Below are 18,858 nucleotides of genomic sequence, written 5' to 3' on the forward strand. Positions count from 1 at the left end.
GGATTGAATTTAATATCTAAGGAAAATGAAGGAACAGAAGTAAGAATAATTTTTCCAATAAGTAAGATTAATATAATAAGTACAAAATAGAATTAAAAATACCATATGCAATATTTTGCATATGGTATTTTTCTAATTAAACAAAATAAAAAGATATGGAAGTACAGCTAATATAAGGCTTGAAATTAAAATTAAAGAAACAATTATTATATATTTTTTCTTATACATAGATACTATAGCTATGTATTCTCTAATCATAGCATTTGGTACAAAATATAAAGCAGTTTTAGAGCCTATACCTTGACTTTTTAATTTTGCTAATCTTGCATATATTCCAGCTCTAAATAAGTGGTAATTATTTGTTACAAAAATACTATTATAAGCTTTAGGCATTATATTATCCATTATAGCTTTAGAAAATTTCATATTTTGTAAAGTACTAACTGACTTATCCTCTAAAATAGTATCCTCAATAGGAACTCCTTTATCTATAGCATATAACTGCATACCCAAAGCCTCAGATATTTTTTCATCTGGACCTTGACCACCAGAAAAGATGACTTTAGGAGGATGAGTTGCTTTAGATTGTTTATTATAAAACTCAATAGCTTTATCGATACGGCTAGCAAGTAAAGGAGGAACTTTATCTCCTATTAATCCACTACCTAAAACAATGATGAAGTCTTGATTTAACTTTGGTTTATGAAGTTGATAAATAAATGATGACATTAAAAAATTAAACACATCAAATATATAATAAAGTCCTATAATGTAAAATCCGTTTAAAAATATTTTAACATCTGGTGAGAAAAATCTATCAATATTAATAATATCTAGTATTACATAAACAATTAGTGATGTTCCTAAAAATAAAGTTAACAAGTTCGACATAGATCTTTGTTCACGTCTCATAACAATTCGGGCATTTAGAAGTAATCCAATAATTAATGCATATATTCCAAATGCAAACACTGCCAATAGAACAAAGAAAAATGCAAATACCAAAAGCTGCAAAATTAAATTATGAGAAATTATAGATATAAGCCCAATTGTAATTATTGCGAAAAATAAAAATAAATTAAATAAAAGTCCATTTCGTAACCTTCTACGGTCGCTGAAATAAGAAATTAAAAAAACAAACAATGACATTATACTTAATGATAAAAGTATAATGAGTTCATATTTTCCTTCAAATTGAGTCAACATTGATGATATATCTCTTTTATAAAAAATTAATAAATACTCATTTATTATTTATATATAAATATTCGGTTATTCACCTAAAAACTTGATAAATAATATAAATTTAATATTTTTAAGAATAAAAAAACAAAGTGATTAAATTAAATATTACTATATTATCATATTAAAATTACACTAATATAACACTAGCCTTACATTTATGTAAGATTATTATTATATATTAAGTACAAATGAACATACTCAAAATATTAGACAAGAAATAACACAAAATTGTTGTCAACAATAGAAAAACTAGGTATTTTTATTAATTATTATTAGAGTATAGTTAAGCATTTTTAATATGTTTTAAGCATAGTTAAATATAGAAGATCACTATTATTTTAAATATAAAGGGGGATATAATGAAACAATTAAATCAAAAAATACTACAATGTGAAATTGAATATTACAAATGTTTTTCTAAATATGATGAAAATGAAGAGATTATTAGATTTAGAGATAATGAATTACCTGATATGTATTATCACAATTATACCTATATAAAAAAAGTAATGGAAGAAACGAAGCTACGATGTATTATAGAAAATGAAATTTCACTTAGATTATTGGAGAGTAGTGATTTTTGTAATATTATTTTAAATGGTATTGTCAATGATTCTATATTATCTAGCATTGAATACAAACCTCAATTATCAATAACTGGCTATTATTCATTTAATCTTTCTAATTTTTCAAATCTAAATAATATAGGTGGTTGTACAATAAGGAAGGTAATTAATCAAGAAATGGTAGAAGATATTTTATTTTGTGATTTAGATCATGATGAAAAAAAACTTGGAAAAGACTTTTGTACTAGAAGATGTTATAGACGTGGAAAAGTATATATTTCTGACAAAGGAGTAGATTCTTATGTTTGTTATCATAATGGAAATATAATTGGGAGCTGTGATTTATTTATTCATAATGGTGTTGCCAAAATTGAAGATTTTGCTGTTAGACCAAAATATCAGCGAAAGGGGTATGGCACAAGTATTTTAAAAGCTTTAATTGGTAATTCAATAAAAGAGAATTGTCATACTATTTATTTAATTACTGATGAAGATGATACACCAAAAGAAATGTATGAAAAAATAGGATTTGATAAAGTTGGAGAAAGAACAGAGTTATTTTTAAAACTGTAGAAGTTTTCAATATTATTAAAGTATAAGTTAAAAGGTAGTAATAATGTGATATGCGATTACTACTTTTTAGCCGCGTTAAAACTATTTTAACAAAGCCTATTTTTATTGTATGTAGTATAGTCCTTATGGTAGTATAAGTCATACATATAGTTAAAATAATACTAAAGTTTTAAGTAGGTAATACCGATAATATTAAAAGTACTATATTTTGAAGTACTATTAATATTATCGGTATAAACTTATATTAGGAGGTAATACATATGAAAAAATCTAGAACAAGAATGATAGCATTAGTAGGGGGGGCAGTTTTAACATTAAACTTATGTACTCCAGTATTATCTAATGCACAAACAAAGTCAGTAACTAAAACTGATATAGTTTCAAAAGTAACTACAACTAAGCAAGCGATAGCACAAAAACAAGCAGAGTTACAAAAGCAACTTGAAGCTAAGAAACAAGAGGTAGCAATAAAGCAAGCAGAGTTACAAAAACAACTTGCTGCTAAGAAGCAAGAAGTAGCAATAAAGCAAGCTGAATTACAAAAGCAACTTGCTGCTAAAAAGCAAGAGGTAGCAATAAAAGTATCTCAATTAAAAGGTAAAAATACAGAACAAAAAAGAGCAGAGCTACAAAAGCAATTTGAAGCTAAGAAACAAGAGGTAGCACAAAAGCAAGCTGCATTACAAAAGCAACTTGAAGCTAAGAAACAAGAGGTAGCGATAAAGCAAGCTGAGTTACAAAAGCAGCTTGAAGCTAAGAAACAAGAGATAGCAATAAAGCAAGCTGAGTTACAAAAGCAACTTGCTGTACAGAAGTAAGAAATAGAGCAAAAATAAACTACGTAGTAATGTAAGTTCCAACATTTATTATTTTGAATATAGAGTTTTAGTTTAATATATGAAAACGATATCATCAAAAAGATAACAGAGTAAAGATAATAAAAAAATAGGAGCTTATGCTCCTATTTTTTATATGAAAATTTCAGGTTCATGCCTAACTGTACTAAAATTATCAATTAAGAATTGAGTGATTTTAATAAATGCTTCATGATTTATAGACTTAGCATCTACAGGACATATTTTGACACAACTACAACATTTTATACATTTTGTAGCATCTGTATCCATAAAGTTACTAAAATTAATAGCACTTGTTGGACAATGCTTTACACAAATTCCACAATTTATGCAATTGTCGTTAGCTTCAGGTGCCATTGGAACATTAGGCTTTCTTTCTTTATATGGGAAATTCCCTTTAACAATAAGCTTTGGTATTTGAGCATAATCTTTAATATTGTTTGATTTTGCTTTGATATCCATACCAAATTTTAAGGCAGCCTCTAAATCATTAATATCAGGTCTTTTTGTAGCCAACTTTGCAGTATATGAATGTTCACCGATAAATGCACCACCAGCAATACCAATAAAACCATTTCTTTCAAAAGTATCTTTTAATTCTAAAAGTGCATCATCATAATCTCGATTTCCATAAACAACAATAAATATTGCAGGTGTATTATTTCCTTTTACCCTTTCAAAATAATCAATTAAAAAGCCTGGAATTCTACCAGAATATACAGGTACACCAACTATAACTAAATCATCACAGTCAAAAGTAAGGTTATTTTGTCTATTATTTATTAAAGTGATATCGTATTCTTTAACTTTGTCACTTATACCCTTGGCCACTTTTTTAACAACCTTGGCTGTTGTATCAGTTGCACTAAAATAAAGTAAGTTTAATTGTTTATTCATAATATTTCTCCTATATTTATATTTGAAATTTTTTTCACACTAAGTTTTGATATATTCCATTTACATTCTAATTATAACATTAATCCTAGTAACTTAGGCCAAAATATCAGCGTAAGGGATATGACACAAGTACTTTGAAAGCTTTAATTGACATTTTAATAAAAGATCACTATCACCTTCAACATTGGGAAAGAAATCGTAGATCATTGAATTTTATTAACATTACAAAATTGTAAGGTTAATGAAAGATAAATAAATATGTAGATTTTATTATTTAGTATAAAATACATAGTATAAGATATATGGAGGAGATAAAAATGAAAAACATATTAAATGTAGACAAAATAGAAAAGTATTATGGAAACAAAGAAAACATAACAAAAGCAATAGACAATATAAGCTTTAGAGTAGATGAAGGGGAATTTGTTGGAATAATGGGTCCATCAGGTAGTGGGAAAACTACTTTATTAAATTGTATATCAACAATAGATTCTGTATCTACTGGAAACATAATAATAAACGATCAAGATATTACTAAGTTAAAGTCAAAAGCATTAGATAAGTTTAGACAAAATGAATTAGGTTTTATATTTCAAGACTTTAATCTACTAGATACTTTAACAGCTTATGAGAACATAGCATTGGCGTTAACTATAAAAGGTGAAAATCATAGCAATATAGATGGAAAAATAAGAGAAGTAGCTAAATACTTAGAAATAGAAGAAGTTTTACAAAAGTATCCATATCAAATGTCTGGAGGGCAAAAACAAAGAGTAGCATCAGCTAGAGCAATAGTAACTAATCCATCATTAGTCCTTGCTGATGAACCAACTGGAGCACTTGATTCCAAATCAGCTAGATTATTACTTGATAGATTTGAAAGCTTAAATCAAGACTTAAATACTACAATTCTTATGGTTACACATGACGCATTTACAGCAAGTTATGCTCATAGAATTTTATTTATAAAAGATGGAAAAATCTTTAGCGAATTAGTAAGAGGAAATGACAGTAGAAAAGAATTTTTCAATAGAATTATAGAAGTAATAACTTTACTTGGGGGGGATGACAACGATGTATTCTAAGATTGCTTTAGGTAATGTAGGGAAAAGTTTTAAAGATTATACAATATACTTTTTAACACTTACATTAGCTGTTTGTATATTCTATACTTTTAACTCTATAGAATCTCAAAAATCCGTTATACAGATGAATTCAGGAACACAAAGTTATTTGGAAGTTTTAACAAAAGTTATATCATATATGTCTGTATTTGTATCTATAATATTAGGTGGATTAATATTATACGCAAGTAACTTTTTAATAAAAAAGCGTAAAAAAGAACTTGGTATATATATGACATTAGGTATGGGAAAAGGAAAAATTTCTAGGATATTAGTTTTAGAAACTTTAATAGTAGGAACTATGTCGCTTATAAGTGGGTTGTTACTAGGAATTGTATTATCTCAGGGATTATCTGTATTTACATCAAAATTATTCGATGTAGCTATGAGTGAGTATAAATTTATAATTTCAGCTAGTGCTATAGGAAAAACTATCCTTTACTTTGGAATAATATTTTTACTTGTGATGATGTTTAACACAATAATAATATCAAGATATAAAATAATAGATTTATTAACAGCAGGTAGAAAAAATGAAAATATTAAATTTAAAAATCCTATAGTATATTTAATTACATTTATATTATGTTTAATTTCTTTAGGATCTGCATATTACTTAGTATTAAAAGTTGGACTAGATCCAAAAAATCCTTTATTTGCTGCATCTATAGGATTAGGAGTGTTAGGAACACTATTAATCTTCTTTAGTTTAGCAGGGTTTAGTTTATATATAACTAAAAAAAGTAAAAAAATATATTTCAAAAACTTAAATATATTCATAATAAAACAATTAAATAGCAAGATAAATACTAATTTTATATCAATGACTGTAATATGTTTAATGTTATTTTTAACTATGGGTATCCTTTCAACAGGTATAAGTCTTAAAAATGCTTTAGAAGCAAGCCTTAAAGATACAACACCATTTGATGCAACAGGTATTATGTATTTGTCAGAAGATAATAAAATTAATTCTGTAGAGCAATCATTTAAAAATATAGGATTTAATGATTACAAAACACAAAATTATAGTGAATACACTGAATATGACCTTGGAGAGAGTATAGGTAGTTTTATAAACTCAAATACCAAGGATAAAAAAGTATTAAATAGTATGAATGCAAGCATTATAAGTATTTCAAAATATAATGAATTAAGAGAGTTAGAAAATAAGGAAACATCAAGTTTAAATGATAATGAAGTTTTAATTACTTCAAACAATGATAAAATGATAAAGATTTTAGGTGAATTTTTAGATAATAACGACAGCGTTAAAATAAAAGAAAAAAGCTATAAAATTAAAGACAATAAAGTTATAGTTGAACCTCTTCATACAACTGGGATTAAGGATAATATAATTACAGTTGTAGTTGATGATAATTTAGTTAAAAACTTAGAACCTAAAAGTGTGTACTTTAATGTTAATTTTGTAGAAAGAGACAAAGATAAAATAGAAAGCCAATTTGAAAAAATATTTGAAAAATATAAAAATGGAAAAGTAGATTATAATAAAGCTGGATTTGTAAATGGAAATACAAAACAATTAGTTTACGCTGAAAGCAAAGGTACGACAACAATAGTTTTATTTGTAGGAATATATTTAGGAATAGTATTCTTAATATCTAGTATGGCAGTACTTGCTCTTCAACAATTATCAGAAGCTAGTGATAGTATAGATAGATATAAAGCTTTAAGAAAATTAGGTGCAAATGATAAGATGATAAATAAAACAATATTTACACAAACATTAATATACTTTACTTTACCAATAACTTTAGCATTTGTACATGCAGTAGTTGGAATAAAAGTAGCTAATGATTTTATAGCTATGTATAATAGTCCTAATATAGGTGCTTCATCTTTAATTGCAGCTTTAGTGTTTATATTAGTATACCTTGGATACTTCTATTCAACTTATGTAGGCTATAAAAATATTATAAAGAATTCTTAGAAATGAAATGTTTTTATTAAAGAGAAGTAAGAAGATTAACTTGAAAAAATCAATAAAGAGACTAAGGAGATGAGATAGATTTGTTTTTACACAAATCTATCTCATCTCCTTTTTAATTGCCATAATTAAATCACCTGATTTTTGGCTAAATAAGAACTTATACTATCGGTATGCTTTCTCATCTAAATTTGAATATCAAGATTTATTTAAAGTTTTTCTAAGAATAATAGAAAAAGTAGAGAAATTTATGTATATTCTATTTATTTTCTCTATGAATGATACCTAACAAGTTGGATGAATTTAAAATATAAAAAGGGAGAAAAAATTATCTCCCTTAAAAAGTATTAAATAAAGATTAACAAATTATCCTTTAGTATAAACATCAATAAATACGTCATCATAACCTAGTGATTTTAATTCATTCATTCTTTCCTCAGCATAAGACTTATTATTAAAAGAACCACAAATTACTCTATAAAACGTATTAGGATCAGTAGTGATAGGAGTATATTCAAAGCCAAGATATTTACAAATTCCTTTAGTTATAGCTAAAGCTAAGTTATCTTGCCTTTGAACTAGTATCTTAGAATCATCAACATTATCAATAAATGCCATTTCTATTAAACAAGATCTCATAGTCGTATACTTTAAAACATAAAAACTAGCAGTTTTTAGTCCTCTATTTACCGTATAAGCTCCGGAAGTAATAATTTCATCGTGAACATATTTAGCTAAGTCATTAGTTGCAGTTGAGTAAGAGTATGTCTCAACCCCTTTAGCAGTCCCATTATATGAATTACAGTGTATTGAAACATAGCAATCAGCACCCCAAGAATTAGCAGCTTTTGTTCTTTCATCTAAGGGAACTGTAGTATCTGAAGTTCTGCTAAATTTTATTTCTAAATTTTGAGTCTTTAAAAGAGATTCTACCTTTTTAGCTACAGATAAGTTAATATCTTTTTCTAAAAGATTATTAACACCTACTGCACCACTATCTATACCACCATGACCTGGATCAATAAAAATTTTTTTAGTCATTTTGAACACTCCTAATTAAGTTATATTAGCACTGAAAATAGTACTAGTTTATAATATTTAGAAAATGGTTTATATGTTCTGACTTTTTAATTAATAATTCAAATACAAAAATTATCTGAAAATAAAAAAAATTAAAAATATTTGTTGAATTATGTTTTAAAAAAGCTGAATTCATGGTAATATGTAATTGTAACAACATTAAACTCTAAAGGAGGATTAGAAAATGGGAAATTTAATCAACAAATGGAATCAAATGAGTTTAGTTAAAAGAATTATAATAGGTTTAATAGTTGGTATTATATTAGCGGTAACGATTCCAGATACAGCGAAGCCAATCGTTATCTTTGGTTCATTATTTGTAGGTGCACTAAAGTCGGTTGCACCGATACTGGTATTTTTCTTAGTAATGTCTGCCATTTCTCAACATAAGAGTGGTCAGCAAACTAATATGAAATCAATTATAGTTCTTTATCTTCTAGGTACATTTTTAGCAGGACTTATTGCTGTTATAGTGAGCTTTATGTTCCCGGTAACATTAACACTTGGAGCAGGTGTTGAGAATGTGACGCCACCTGGAGGTGTAGTGGAAGTTCTGAAAGCGTTATTATTGAATGTTGTTGATAACCCAGTAAAAGCACTTTTTAATGCTAACTATATCGGCATATTGTCTTGGGCAATACTTCTTGGTCTTGCATTAAAAAATGCTCCTCAATCTACGAAGACGATGATAGTTAATGTTTCAGACGCATTATCACAAATAGTAAGATGGATAATCAATTTTGCGCCACTTGGTATCATGGGTCTTGTATTTGATACTATTGCTACACAGGGTATAAAGTCTCTACTTAGTTATGGACAATTACTTGTTGTATTAGTTGGATGTATGGTGTTTGTAGCCCTTGTAGTTAATCCAATTATCGCATTTGTAGGTATGCGTAAAAATCCATACCCACTTGTATTCAAGTGTTTAAAGGATAGTGGTATTACAGCATTCTTTACACGTAGCTCAGCTGCAAACATACCTGTAAATATGAAATTATGTGAAGAACTAGAATTGGACAAAGACACTTATTCAGTTTCAATTCCATTAGGTGCAACTATTAATATGGCTGGTGCAGCTATTACAATTTCAGTATTAACACTTGCAGCAGTTAACACTCTTGGAATTCAAGTTGATATGGGTATGGCAATAATCTTAAGTGTATTGTCAGCTGTAAGTGCTTGTGGTGCTTCAGGAGTAGCTGGAGGTTCATTATTACTAATACCACTTGCATGTAGTTTATTTGGAGTTCCAAATGATGTGGCTATGCAAGTAGTAGGTGTAGGGTTTGTTGTAGGGGTTATTCAAGACTCTTGTGAAACTGCACTTAACTCATCAACTGATGTACTTTTTACAGCTGTAGCTGAATTTGCAAAATGGCGTAAAGAAGGAAGAAAAATTAAAATCTAGCTTGTCTAGAAATTGATATAAATATAAGAAATCCAAGGGACAATAACTAATCCCTTGGATTTCTTTTTGTAATTTATGCTGACAATTTATGAAAATAAGATATTATATATTTCTAGAAAAATTCTCGAACTTATATTGCACAAGTTCATTAGCAGCAACCATAGTCATTTTTTCATAACTTAAATTGCTATCCAAGAGACAAATAACTATGAAGATAAAAATATAGAAAATGAAACTATAACACAAGAATATAAATGTAATAAATTTAGAGATTTAACATTTATACTAGAAGGCAATGTAGCGACTAAAAATACCATAAGCATAATATAACAAAATATTACTAAAAAACAAATTATAAAATAAAAAGTAACAAATTTAGAATAAAATGAGTATATTATAATAAGAAGAATATAGAAATCTTCTAAAATTTCATATAAAGGAGAACCACCATGAACAAAAAATGTATGTGCAGTAAATGTAATATAAAGTTCAATAAACCACAAAACTGTAACTGTCAAAATAAATGTAGTATGAATGATATATATATGTTTTTAGGAAAATATACATTTGATTTGTTATGTGAAGTACAGCTACCTTGTGGACATCCAGGATTAAAAGAAAGCTTATGTCTATTAATAGATGGTAAACCATTACCTTGCGGACATCCTACTTTAGATGAAATATTATTGAAAGCATTAGAAAAAGATAAATGTTGTAATTGTTGCAAATGTTGCAAAGATTAAAGTTAAAAAAACTAGTTTAAAGTATAAAGTACTTTGAGCTAGCTTTTTTTATTTCTATTATTAAATTACCTGTCTTTTGCTAAATAAGACCTTAGACTATCTGTATGCTTTCTCATCTGAATTTAAATATCCACATTTACCTAAAGACTTTCTAAGCATCATAGAAAGAGGTAGAGTAATTATCATACCCATAGAAGAACTCATCAAAGAACTTGGAATATTTAAAAGAGCAGCTTCAAAACTACCTATAACAATAGTCCACGCACCAATGTATCCAACTAAAGTTCATAAAGAAGCAACAAATAATGCAACTATATTTAAAGATAATTAATATCATAAGAGGCTATTTGTTACCTCTAAGAGATATCAAAAAAATTATACAATAAGTATGATACAATTTATATAAAGTAACTTAAGTACAAGGAGGAAAATAATTTGAAATTTGAATTAATAAAAGCTAGTAATAAACTTGAAGAACAATATTTTGAATTTGCTAATGAATGGAATGAATATGGAGAATTAATAATTCCATCTTCTGCAAGATTATTCGATCTGAGTTATAACTCATGGTTAGAATGCACTTATAAACTTGAAAATAAAGATACTTGTCCTTCTAATTTAGTACCTGCTTATACATATTTTTTAATAGGAGAAAATCAAAAAATTATAGGAGCTATAAATATCAGATGTTATTTAAATGATTATCTTTTAAATTTTGGTGGCCATATAGGCTATGGGATTCGCCCATCGGAGAGAAAAAAAGGATATGCATCTCTAATATTATCTTTATCATTACCCATAGTAAAACAACTTGGAATTGATAAAGTATTAGTTACTTGTAAGAAGGGGAATTTAGGCTCTGCAAGAACAATTATCAATAACGGTGGGGTATTAGAGAATGAAGTTGTTGAAGGTGATGAAATAATTCAAAGATATTGGATAGAAATTAAATAAATAAAAATAGTATGTTAAATAAAGTTATATATTATGCTAATAGAACGTATTTTTCTAAATTAATATATTGAGGAGGAGATATTTTTTGAATTCAAAGAGAATCATAATAAAATCTACATAGTCTATTATTAAAATATATCAAAAGGGGGGAGGATCATAATTTATCACAATAAAGTCTAACATAACTTAAATAATAAATCAAAGCCCTCGATTACTAGGGCCTTGATTTTATAAAAATTAAAATTGCCTAGTAGGAATAAATACTATAAAAAAATAAAAAGATACTCAAGAAAAATTAATCAGGCGCTGAAAAAACAAAGAATATTATACAATCCGGATAGTATGGACCAAAAGACCAATATCGAACATTCCTTACTCTTGATAACCGAAATCAACTCCATAATGGAAGTTGCGATACCAGCAGCAAATATTAAAAATAAACCAATTTACTGAGAAAAAGAAAATGTAGAACAATCTATTTTTTTTCTCAGAACTTATTAATAGAAAAATTACTTAATTCAAAAATTTCTTTAGAAATTAATCATAAAATTGTTTGATTCCCTTATAAAGTATCTTTGCATCTATGCCTAGATATCTTGCATATAACCAAACCAGTGGGCTTCGTAATCTACCTCTAGAACAGCCTATAACAATACACTTAGTTTTATAACTAGAAATTTCTATTAAAGTTTTCTTTAAACTTTTATGTCGCATAACAAATCCATAAACAACAATGAATCCTGCTAATTTTTTATGTCTATGTAGAAAATTATGTTCTTGTTTAGTTATTAAATGGTTGTTATATTTTAAAATAGGTGTGAGAGTATATTCTTCTTTTGTTCTTACATCAAGAGTTGGTTGATACTGTTTTATATCTTTATAACTGATAAAAGCCTTTGGATAATATTTTTCTAAAAATTTGCCTATTGTTATTATGCAAATCTCCTCCTATTATAATTAATTTTTAATAATATGAACTTTGAAATAATGTACTAATGTTATCATAATAATTCGTATACATCAATTAAATCTTACTGTATTTGTAAAAAATAATTTATGATATCGGCATATTTAAGTTATAAATCTGTTTTCAATAAAAGACAACAATTAAAATAATTATTTTAAAATAAAGATTATCCATGTAATATAAAGTGACTAAATAGTTTTGTGACAAAGTCACATAAATATATCTAAATATCTTATATAATTAAAATATGCATAAGAATAAATATAAATCGAGGAGGTAATAAATATGAGTGGACACAAGTTTGATGTAAAAAAGCTTGAAAAATTAAATAATCCTAAAAGATTAGAGATGATAGAACTAGGAAAAATAGTTGATGAATTACAATTATTATCAGAGAGTGTATTATTGGATATAGGTGCTGGAACAGGAATATTTTCAGAAGAATTATTAGATTTATTACCAGATTCTCAGTGTTATGCCTTGGATATATCTAAGGAAATGATTGAATGGATTAATCAAAATCGTGTACCTAAACTAGAATCAAGACTTAAGACAAAATTAATGGATGAAAATAATCTTCCATTAGAAGACAATATAGCAGATTTAGCATTTATGATAACAGTTCATCATGAATTAGAAGATGGTGCAAAGTTACTTAAAGAACTCAAAAGAGTATTAAAAAAAGATGGGAAAGTTTTAATATGTGATTGGAAAGAAGGATGTCATCATCATTTTGTTAAGAAAGAAAAAATTATAGAGGATTTGAAATTAGCAGGGTTTAATAATATAAAAGAAATAGAAGCATCAGAAAAATTAGTATGCTTAGTAGGTGTGATAAATTATAACATTTAATATAAAAGTTATAAAAGGCTATAGTCTAGAATGTCGACTATAGCCTTTGGTTCGTAATTTAATAAAATTGAGATTATTTTTCTTATCTTCTGTACACTGTCTAATAGATTCACTTAGTATTGGTAATTCACAGTATTTCATCCATTTATTTAAACTAATTTTTGAATGTGCATAGATTTGTATAAATATATAATTTTTGATGTGATTATAATTGCACCAAATATGCCACAAGTATGCCCTAGATTTACGGAGATTTAAAAATCTTAGAAATATATAATAAGAATATGAATTAAAGAAAAAACAAAAATGCAAATCTAGGAGGATAGATAACTTGAGAAAACAAAAATCAAAAAACATAAGATTTATAATACAAATAACCATACTTATAACAGTTATAATATCAGCTATAAATCACCAATTAATGGAATTGGGTAAATCTATACCATGGGTTTCAGAATCCCTATTTCACTATATATGCCCTACCTGTGGAGTGACAAGTATATATCAATTCTTAACATCCTCTACATTATGGGTAGATAAAATTAAAAGTACCTTAGGAATAGTGATAGGAATATCAATAATATTAGCTATAGTAATTGGACCAGTTCTATGTGGATTTATATGTCCTTTTGGAGCAATACAAGATTTAGTAGCAAAGATAGGTAAAAAGCTATTCAAAGGAAAGTACAACAAATTTATACCTAGCGATTTAGATAACAAATTAAAATATATAAGATATGTAATGTTAATAGCGACTGTGATATTAACAGCATCTTCAGGGGTTATTTTAATAGAATCACTTAATCCATACCATGCATTTTTAGGTATATTTGATGCTAAGCCAATTAGCTTAATAGGAGTGTTAATACTATGTTTAATAATATTAACTTCTTTATTTATACAAAGACCATGGTGTAAATACTTATGTCCATATGGAGCATTTTTAGGTATATTTAACAAGTTTAAGGTATTTAGAGTAGCTAGAGAAAAATCTAGTTGTATAAATTGTAAAAGATGTGATAAACAATGTCCAATGGGAATTGAAGTACATTCTATAAAAGTAGTAAGAGATGTAAGATGTATATCATGTTTAGAATGTGTAGATAAAAATGTATGCCCTAAAGCAAATACCATATCTTATACATCTAAAGATATACAAGACGAAGAAGTATTAAATAAGATGTAGAAAACTATATGATGAGTGTAAATTTTAAAATAAGGAGATAATCTAAGATGAAAAATAGTAGAAATAAAGTAATAGCAGGAATGGTATGTGGGCTTATAGTTGGTTCGATAGGAACTAGTTTTGCAGGAAACTTCCAGGCTATTAAACAAACTAATATTGCAAGCTCTCAAGATACACCTCAAGAAATGACACCAGAGGAAATGACACAAGAAGAATTTGAAGAAATGCTGAAAAATAAAGGAGACAAAGGTGCGGGACGAAGAGGTCATCATGAAGGATCAGGTTCACTACAAACTGATGAAAGTGTAGATGTTGCTAGTGGAAATTATAGTGATGGAACTTACGAAGGAGAAGCTTCAGGATATGGGCCTAATTTAAAAATACAAGTGAAAGTATCAAGTGGGAAAATATCAGATATAGAAATAGTTAGTCATAATGAAACACCAGGATTTTATGAAACAGCATTTGAAACTGTACCAAGTGAGATAATACAAAAACAAAATACAGATGTAGATACTGTATCAGGGGCTACTTATAGCAGTGTAGGTATAATAAATGCAGTAAATGAGGCTCTTAAAGAAGCAACTAATGAACAATCAAATTCGGATACGTCAGCACAGTAAAATAACGCAATATTAGGAGGAATATTTGTATGAATAATTTCATAGACAGTACAGAATTTATTTTCAATACAAATGTACATCAAAGAATATGTACAAATGGTGTAGATGGTAGTTTAATATTAGATAAAGCAATTAAACTTATGAAAGACTTTGAGAATAAATTAAGCTTTTATAAAGAAAATAGTGACGTAAATAAAATTAATAAAAATGCTGGAAAAGAATTTGTAAAAGTATCAAAAGATACCTTTGAAATAATAAAAAAGTCTAAGTTTTATTCGCAAATAACAAATGGCCTATTTGATATAACTGTTGGTCCATTAGTTAAAGAGTGGGGAATAAATACACCTAATCCTAAAGTTGTTGGTGATAACAGAAAACAAGAATTATTGGCATTAGTAAATTATAAAGATATATTACTAGATGAAATAAACTCAAGTATAATGTTAGCAAAGAAAAATCAACAAATTGATTTAGGTGGAATAGCAAAAGGATATATAGCAGATAAAATAATAGAACTTTACAAAGAAAACAATGTAACATCAGCAATAATAAATATAGGTGGAAATATAAAACTGCTAGGTAAAAAAGATAATGCTAATTTATGGAATGTAGGAATTTTTGAACCTAAAAAACATAGTAAAAATATTATATTTTCAATGTCTTTAGAAAATTTATCTATAGTAACATCAGGAGCATATGAAAGAGCTTTTATGTACAATGATGAGTTGTACCACCATATATTAAATCCATGTGATGGAGAGCCTGCAAAAACAGATTTAAAAAGCATAACAATTATAAGTAAAGAATCTATAGAAGGGGATGCATTCTCCACACCACTATTTATAATAGGAAAATATAAAGCTTGTGATTTTATAAAAAAGAATAATATTAGTGCTATAATGATTACTGAAGATGATGAGGTTATAATTACTAAAGATTTAATAGAAAAGTTTAATTTATTTAGTGATTATAAAGTATTAACTTTTTAAATATTATTTCATTAAATTTATAAGATATTCTATTTCAAAATTAGAAATAGCATATCTTTGCATATTATTATAGTTAAATGCTATAATTAATTTAAAATAATATGGAGGTATATAATTGTCAAAACTAATATATATTGCAGATGATGAAACTAATATAAGAAATTTAGTTAAAACATTTCTTGAAAATGATGGACATACAGTAGTAGCTTTTGAAAATGGAGATTTATTATTAGAAGAATTTAATAAAAAAGAATGTGACCTTGTAATATTAGATATTATGATGCCAGGATCAGATGGGTTTGAGATATGTACTAACATAAGAAAAAAAAGCACAGTACCAATTATAATGTTAACAGCAAGAGACAGTGATATAGACTATATAATGGGAATAACTTTAGGAAGTGATGATTACTTCACAAAGCCATTTAGTCCAATGGCTCTTGTAATGAGAGTAAAAGCAATGTTTAGACGAATTGACTTTGAAAAAAATCAAAATAGAAAAAATGAAAATAGTGAACTTGAATTTGGAAATATTACTATAAATATAAATAATAAAATAGTAAGTTGCAACGACAGCAATATAGACGTAACACCTAATGAGTATAATCTTTTAACTTACTTATTTGAAAACAAAGATAGAGCAGTATCTAGAGAAGAACTGTTAAATAAAGTTTGGGGGTATAACAGTGAAATAGAAACTAGAGCAGCTGATGATACTGTAAAAAGACTTCGTAAAAAAATAGTAAACACTAATGTTTCAATAGAAACAGTATGGGGATTTGGATTTAGATTAAAGGAGAACTCATAGAATGAGTAAAAATACTAAAAATAAAACTAGTATAAAAATAAGAATTTTAAGAAGTATATTAATACTAATAGGAATAATATTTTTAGGAATAGGTTTATCTTTTAATTTATTGGTAAACAGCTATATAGAAAATAGCTCAAATGAACAATTAAAAAAAGCAACTGAGTTAGTTGAAAACTTCGATAACAGTTTAATTTCAATTGAACCTAATGAAAAAAAAGCTTTACCAAAAGAGTATGAGCTACATGAATTTTATAAAGAACAACCAAATGATTTCCCAGACTTTATGAAAGGCGTTCAAAAAAAAGTAAAAATGGCTAAGATGGAGTCTGATGCAGAAGCTATCGTAATAGATGAAGATTATGAATTAGTATTTCCAACAAGAGAAGAAGATTTTCTAAAAGATATTAATGAATATGAACTAATATTAAAAGAAATAAAAGCTAAGAAAATAAATTTAAATTCAGGGGAAACATTTAAAATATCGACTAAAAGAGGCAATTATTATACTTCACTTTTAAAGATAAAAAGCATCGAGAATGTTGAAGATAGTTATTTAGTTTTATTTATAGATATATCAAATACTTTAAATTTAGCTAAACAAATAAATACACTATTTATGTTAGTTATGTTTTTAGCAGGAATACTTTCAATTTTTACAGCAGTAATATTATCTAATAAGATTGCAAAACCAATACAAGAGCTTAGTAAGTTTGCTAAAAATATTGGACAAGGCAATTTTAGTAAGTTTGACTTTGATTTTGCAGATAAAGAATTAAATGAATTATCTCAAATAATGAATAAAAGTGCAGAATATCTAGATAAGTATGATAAAGAGCAAAAGATATTTTTCCAAAATGCATCCCATGAACTAAGAACACCTCTAATGTCTATTAAAGGATATGCAGAAGCTATAAAATATAATGTAATAGACAAAGATAGTGCAAGTGATGTTATTTTAGAAGAAAGTGATAGGCTAAGTGAAATGGTTGAAGATTTATTATACATATCTAAAATTGATAATATAACCAAAGACTATACAGTAGTAGAATGTGATATTAGAGAAGTATTATCTAATTGTACTTTAAAGCAAAAAGCTAGGGCTATTAATAAAGGCATAGAATTTAAATATGATTTTTCTGAGGAAGAAGTCTTATTAAAATGTGATGAGAAAAGTATCTCTAGAGCTTTCTTAAATCTCATAGAAAATGCGCTTAGATATGCAAATAGTGTGATAATAATAGGGTGCAAACATTATAATAATAAGGTAGTAATATATATAGAAGATGATGGTAATGGAATTAAGGAAGAAGATTTAAATCATATATTTGATAGATTTTATAAAGGAGAAAAAGGTAAACATGGTATTGGACTTTCAATCGTAAAATCTATTATTAATAAGCATAGTGGTAGAATCTATGCACAAAATAGTGATTTAGGAGCAAAATTCACAATAGTATTTGATTCCCAAGAGAAATAATGATTGGAAAGTTATTTATAAGAATAGTAGTTTAGTTGAATTCAAATAAATTTAAATCCTAAGCATGTAGAAAATATAGGTATAGTCACAGAAGTATTTAGGGTGGTAGAATACTATAAAAGGAGGATTGACATGAGTAAAAATGAAAATTTAAAAACTAAATTTAGATATATAAATTTAATTTTTGTTGCATTATGGCTTGTTCTTATATTTTTAGTAAGTAAATTTAATTTATCTTATAAGTTTATGATAATTGGATTTGTTTTTTTAACGTTAATAGAAGGACTTATTTGTGCATATTTAAGAAAAGATAAAAAATATGAATAAAAACCTTTTTGTAATAATAAGTGACCTATTTATAGGATAAACTAGTTGTATGTAAAGAAATAGATAAGTATAGTAAAAATAAGGAGTAACGAAAAGTTACTCCTTATTTTTTATTTTTATAATATTCTAAGATAGACTTTTTCAAGGCATAAATGCGGCAGGACAAAAAGTTGTAGGTATGGGTGCGGATAGTGTGCCATTAAATAATGTTCTTACACCAGACATTTT

The 18,858-nt window shown here is 26.7% G+C and carries 18 protein-coding genes; 15 read left to right on the forward strand and 3 right to left on the reverse strand.

Going from position 1 to position 18,858, the window contains the following annotated elements:
* Positions 1-132 precede the first annotated feature (132 nt).
* The gene (locus AC11VW_RS09085) at positions 133-1,206 is read right to left on the reverse strand and encodes a YdcF family protein (protein WP_484301091.1); all 1,074 of its coding nucleotides are present in this window, start codon (positions 1,204-1,206) and stop codon (positions 133-135) included.
* A gap of 398 nt (positions 1,207-1,604) precedes the next feature.
* Here AC11VW_RS09085 and AC11VW_RS09090 point away from each other — a divergent pair, with 398 nt between their 5' ends.
* Together AC11VW_RS09090 and AC11VW_RS09095 are read left to right on the forward strand one after the other, a co-directional pair.
* Complete coding sequence (locus AC11VW_RS09090; RefSeq protein ID WP_484301092.1) at positions 1,605-2,384, forward strand: GNAT family N-acetyltransferase; 780 nt, start codon at positions 1,605-1,607, stop codon at positions 2,382-2,384.
* A gap of 260 nt (positions 2,385-2,644) precedes the next feature.
* On the forward strand, positions 2,645-3,202 hold the full coding sequence (locus AC11VW_RS09095) for a hypothetical protein (RefSeq protein WP_484301093.1): 558 nt from the start codon (positions 2,645-2,647) through the stop codon (positions 3,200-3,202).
* 150 nt (positions 3,203-3,352) lie between these two features.
* On the opposite strand, the gene AC11VW_RS09100 is transcribed toward AC11VW_RS09095, so the two are convergent.
* The gene (locus AC11VW_RS09100; protein WP_484301094.1) at positions 3,353-4,138 is read right to left on the reverse strand and encodes an EFR1 family ferrodoxin; all 786 of its coding nucleotides are present in this window, start codon (positions 4,136-4,138) and stop codon (positions 3,353-3,355) included.
* A gap of 317 nt (positions 4,139-4,455) precedes the next feature.
* Between AC11VW_RS09100 and AC11VW_RS09105 the strand changes: the two genes are divergently transcribed.
* Positions 4,456-5,223: an ABC transporter ATP-binding protein gene (locus AC11VW_RS09105; protein ID WP_484301095.1), complete on the forward strand. Its 768-nt coding sequence runs from the start codon at positions 4,456-4,458 to the stop codon at positions 5,221-5,223.
* Positions 5,213-7,213 carry an FtsX-like permease family protein gene (locus tag AC11VW_RS09110; protein WP_484301096.1) on the forward strand — a complete coding sequence of 667 codons (2,001 nt, stop codon included), beginning with the start codon at positions 5,213-5,215 and terminating at the stop codon, positions 7,211-7,213. Before AC11VW_RS09105 ends, AC11VW_RS09110 begins: the two co-directional genes overlap by 11 nt.
* 363 nt (positions 7,214-7,576) lie before the next feature.
* Here the strand turns inward: AC11VW_RS09110 and AC11VW_RS09115 are convergent, their stop codons facing one another.
* Positions 7,577-8,251, reverse strand: coding sequence for an N-acetylmuramoyl-L-alanine amidase (locus AC11VW_RS09115; RefSeq protein WP_484301097.1), 675 nt, complete (start codon positions 8,249-8,251; stop codon positions 7,577-7,579).
* Between the two features lie 223 nt (positions 8,252-8,474).
* On the opposite strand from AC11VW_RS09115, the gene sstT reads away from it, so the two are divergent.
* The 11 genes from sstT (at position 8,475) to AC11VW_RS09170 (ending at position 18,630) form a co-directional block, all read left to right on the forward strand.
* Positions 8,475-9,701 carry a serine/threonine transporter SstT gene (gene sstT / locus AC11VW_RS09120; protein ID WP_484301098.1) on the forward strand — a complete coding sequence of 409 codons (1,227 nt, stop codon included), beginning with the start codon at positions 8,475-8,477 and terminating at the stop codon, positions 9,699-9,701.
* A gap of 449 nt (positions 9,702-10,150) precedes the next feature.
* Positions 10,151-10,444 carry a hypothetical protein gene (locus AC11VW_RS09125; RefSeq protein WP_484301099.1) on the forward strand — a complete coding sequence of 98 codons (294 nt, stop codon included), beginning with the start codon at positions 10,151-10,153 and terminating at the stop codon, positions 10,442-10,444.
* 76 nt (positions 10,445-10,520) lie between these two features.
* On the forward strand, positions 10,521-10,775 hold the full coding sequence (locus tag AC11VW_RS09130; RefSeq protein ID WP_484301100.1) for a hypothetical protein: 255 nt from the start codon (positions 10,521-10,523) through the stop codon (positions 10,773-10,775).
* 104 nt (positions 10,776-10,879) lie between these two features.
* Positions 10,880-11,398, forward strand: a complete 519-nt coding sequence (locus tag AC11VW_RS09135; protein ID WP_484301101.1) for a GNAT family N-acetyltransferase — start codon at positions 10,880-10,882, stop codon at positions 11,396-11,398.
* A 1,252-nt stretch (positions 11,399-12,650) separates the two neighbouring features.
* Entirely contained in the window at positions 12,651-13,217 is a 567-nt protein-coding gene (locus AC11VW_RS09140; protein ID WP_484301102.1) for a class I SAM-dependent methyltransferase, read from the forward strand.
* Positions 13,218-13,548: 331 nt separating this feature from the next.
* Entirely contained in the window at positions 13,549-14,403 is an 855-nt protein-coding gene (locus AC11VW_RS09145) for a 4Fe-4S binding protein (RefSeq protein ID WP_484301103.1), read from the forward strand.
* A gap of 47 nt (positions 14,404-14,450) precedes the next feature.
* On the forward strand, positions 14,451-15,026 hold the full coding sequence (locus tag AC11VW_RS09150) for an FMN-binding protein (RefSeq protein WP_484301104.1): 576 nt from the start codon (positions 14,451-14,453) through the stop codon (positions 15,024-15,026).
* A gap of 29 nt (positions 15,027-15,055) precedes the next feature.
* The gene (locus AC11VW_RS09155; RefSeq protein WP_484301105.1) at positions 15,056-16,015 is read left to right on the forward strand and encodes an FAD:protein FMN transferase; all 960 of its coding nucleotides are present in this window, start codon (positions 15,056-15,058) and stop codon (positions 16,013-16,015) included.
* Positions 16,016-16,130: 115 nt separating this feature from the next.
* Positions 16,131-16,823 carry a response regulator transcription factor gene (locus AC11VW_RS09160; RefSeq protein ID WP_484301106.1) on the forward strand — a complete coding sequence of 231 codons (693 nt, stop codon included), beginning with the start codon at positions 16,131-16,133 and terminating at the stop codon, positions 16,821-16,823.
* A 1-nt stretch (position 16,824) separates the two neighbouring features.
* Positions 16,825-18,303, forward strand: coding sequence for a sensor histidine kinase (locus tag AC11VW_RS09165; RefSeq protein ID WP_484301107.1), 1,479 nt, complete (start codon positions 16,825-16,827; stop codon positions 18,301-18,303).
* 132 nt (positions 18,304-18,435) lie between these two features.
* A complete protein-coding gene (locus tag AC11VW_RS09170) occupies positions 18,436-18,630 on the forward strand; it encodes a hypothetical protein (RefSeq protein WP_484301108.1) in 195 nt (64 codons plus the stop codon).
* Positions 18,631-18,858: the final 228 nt, after the last annotated feature.

The sequence above is a fragment of the Romboutsia sp. genome (assembly GCF_056995035.1).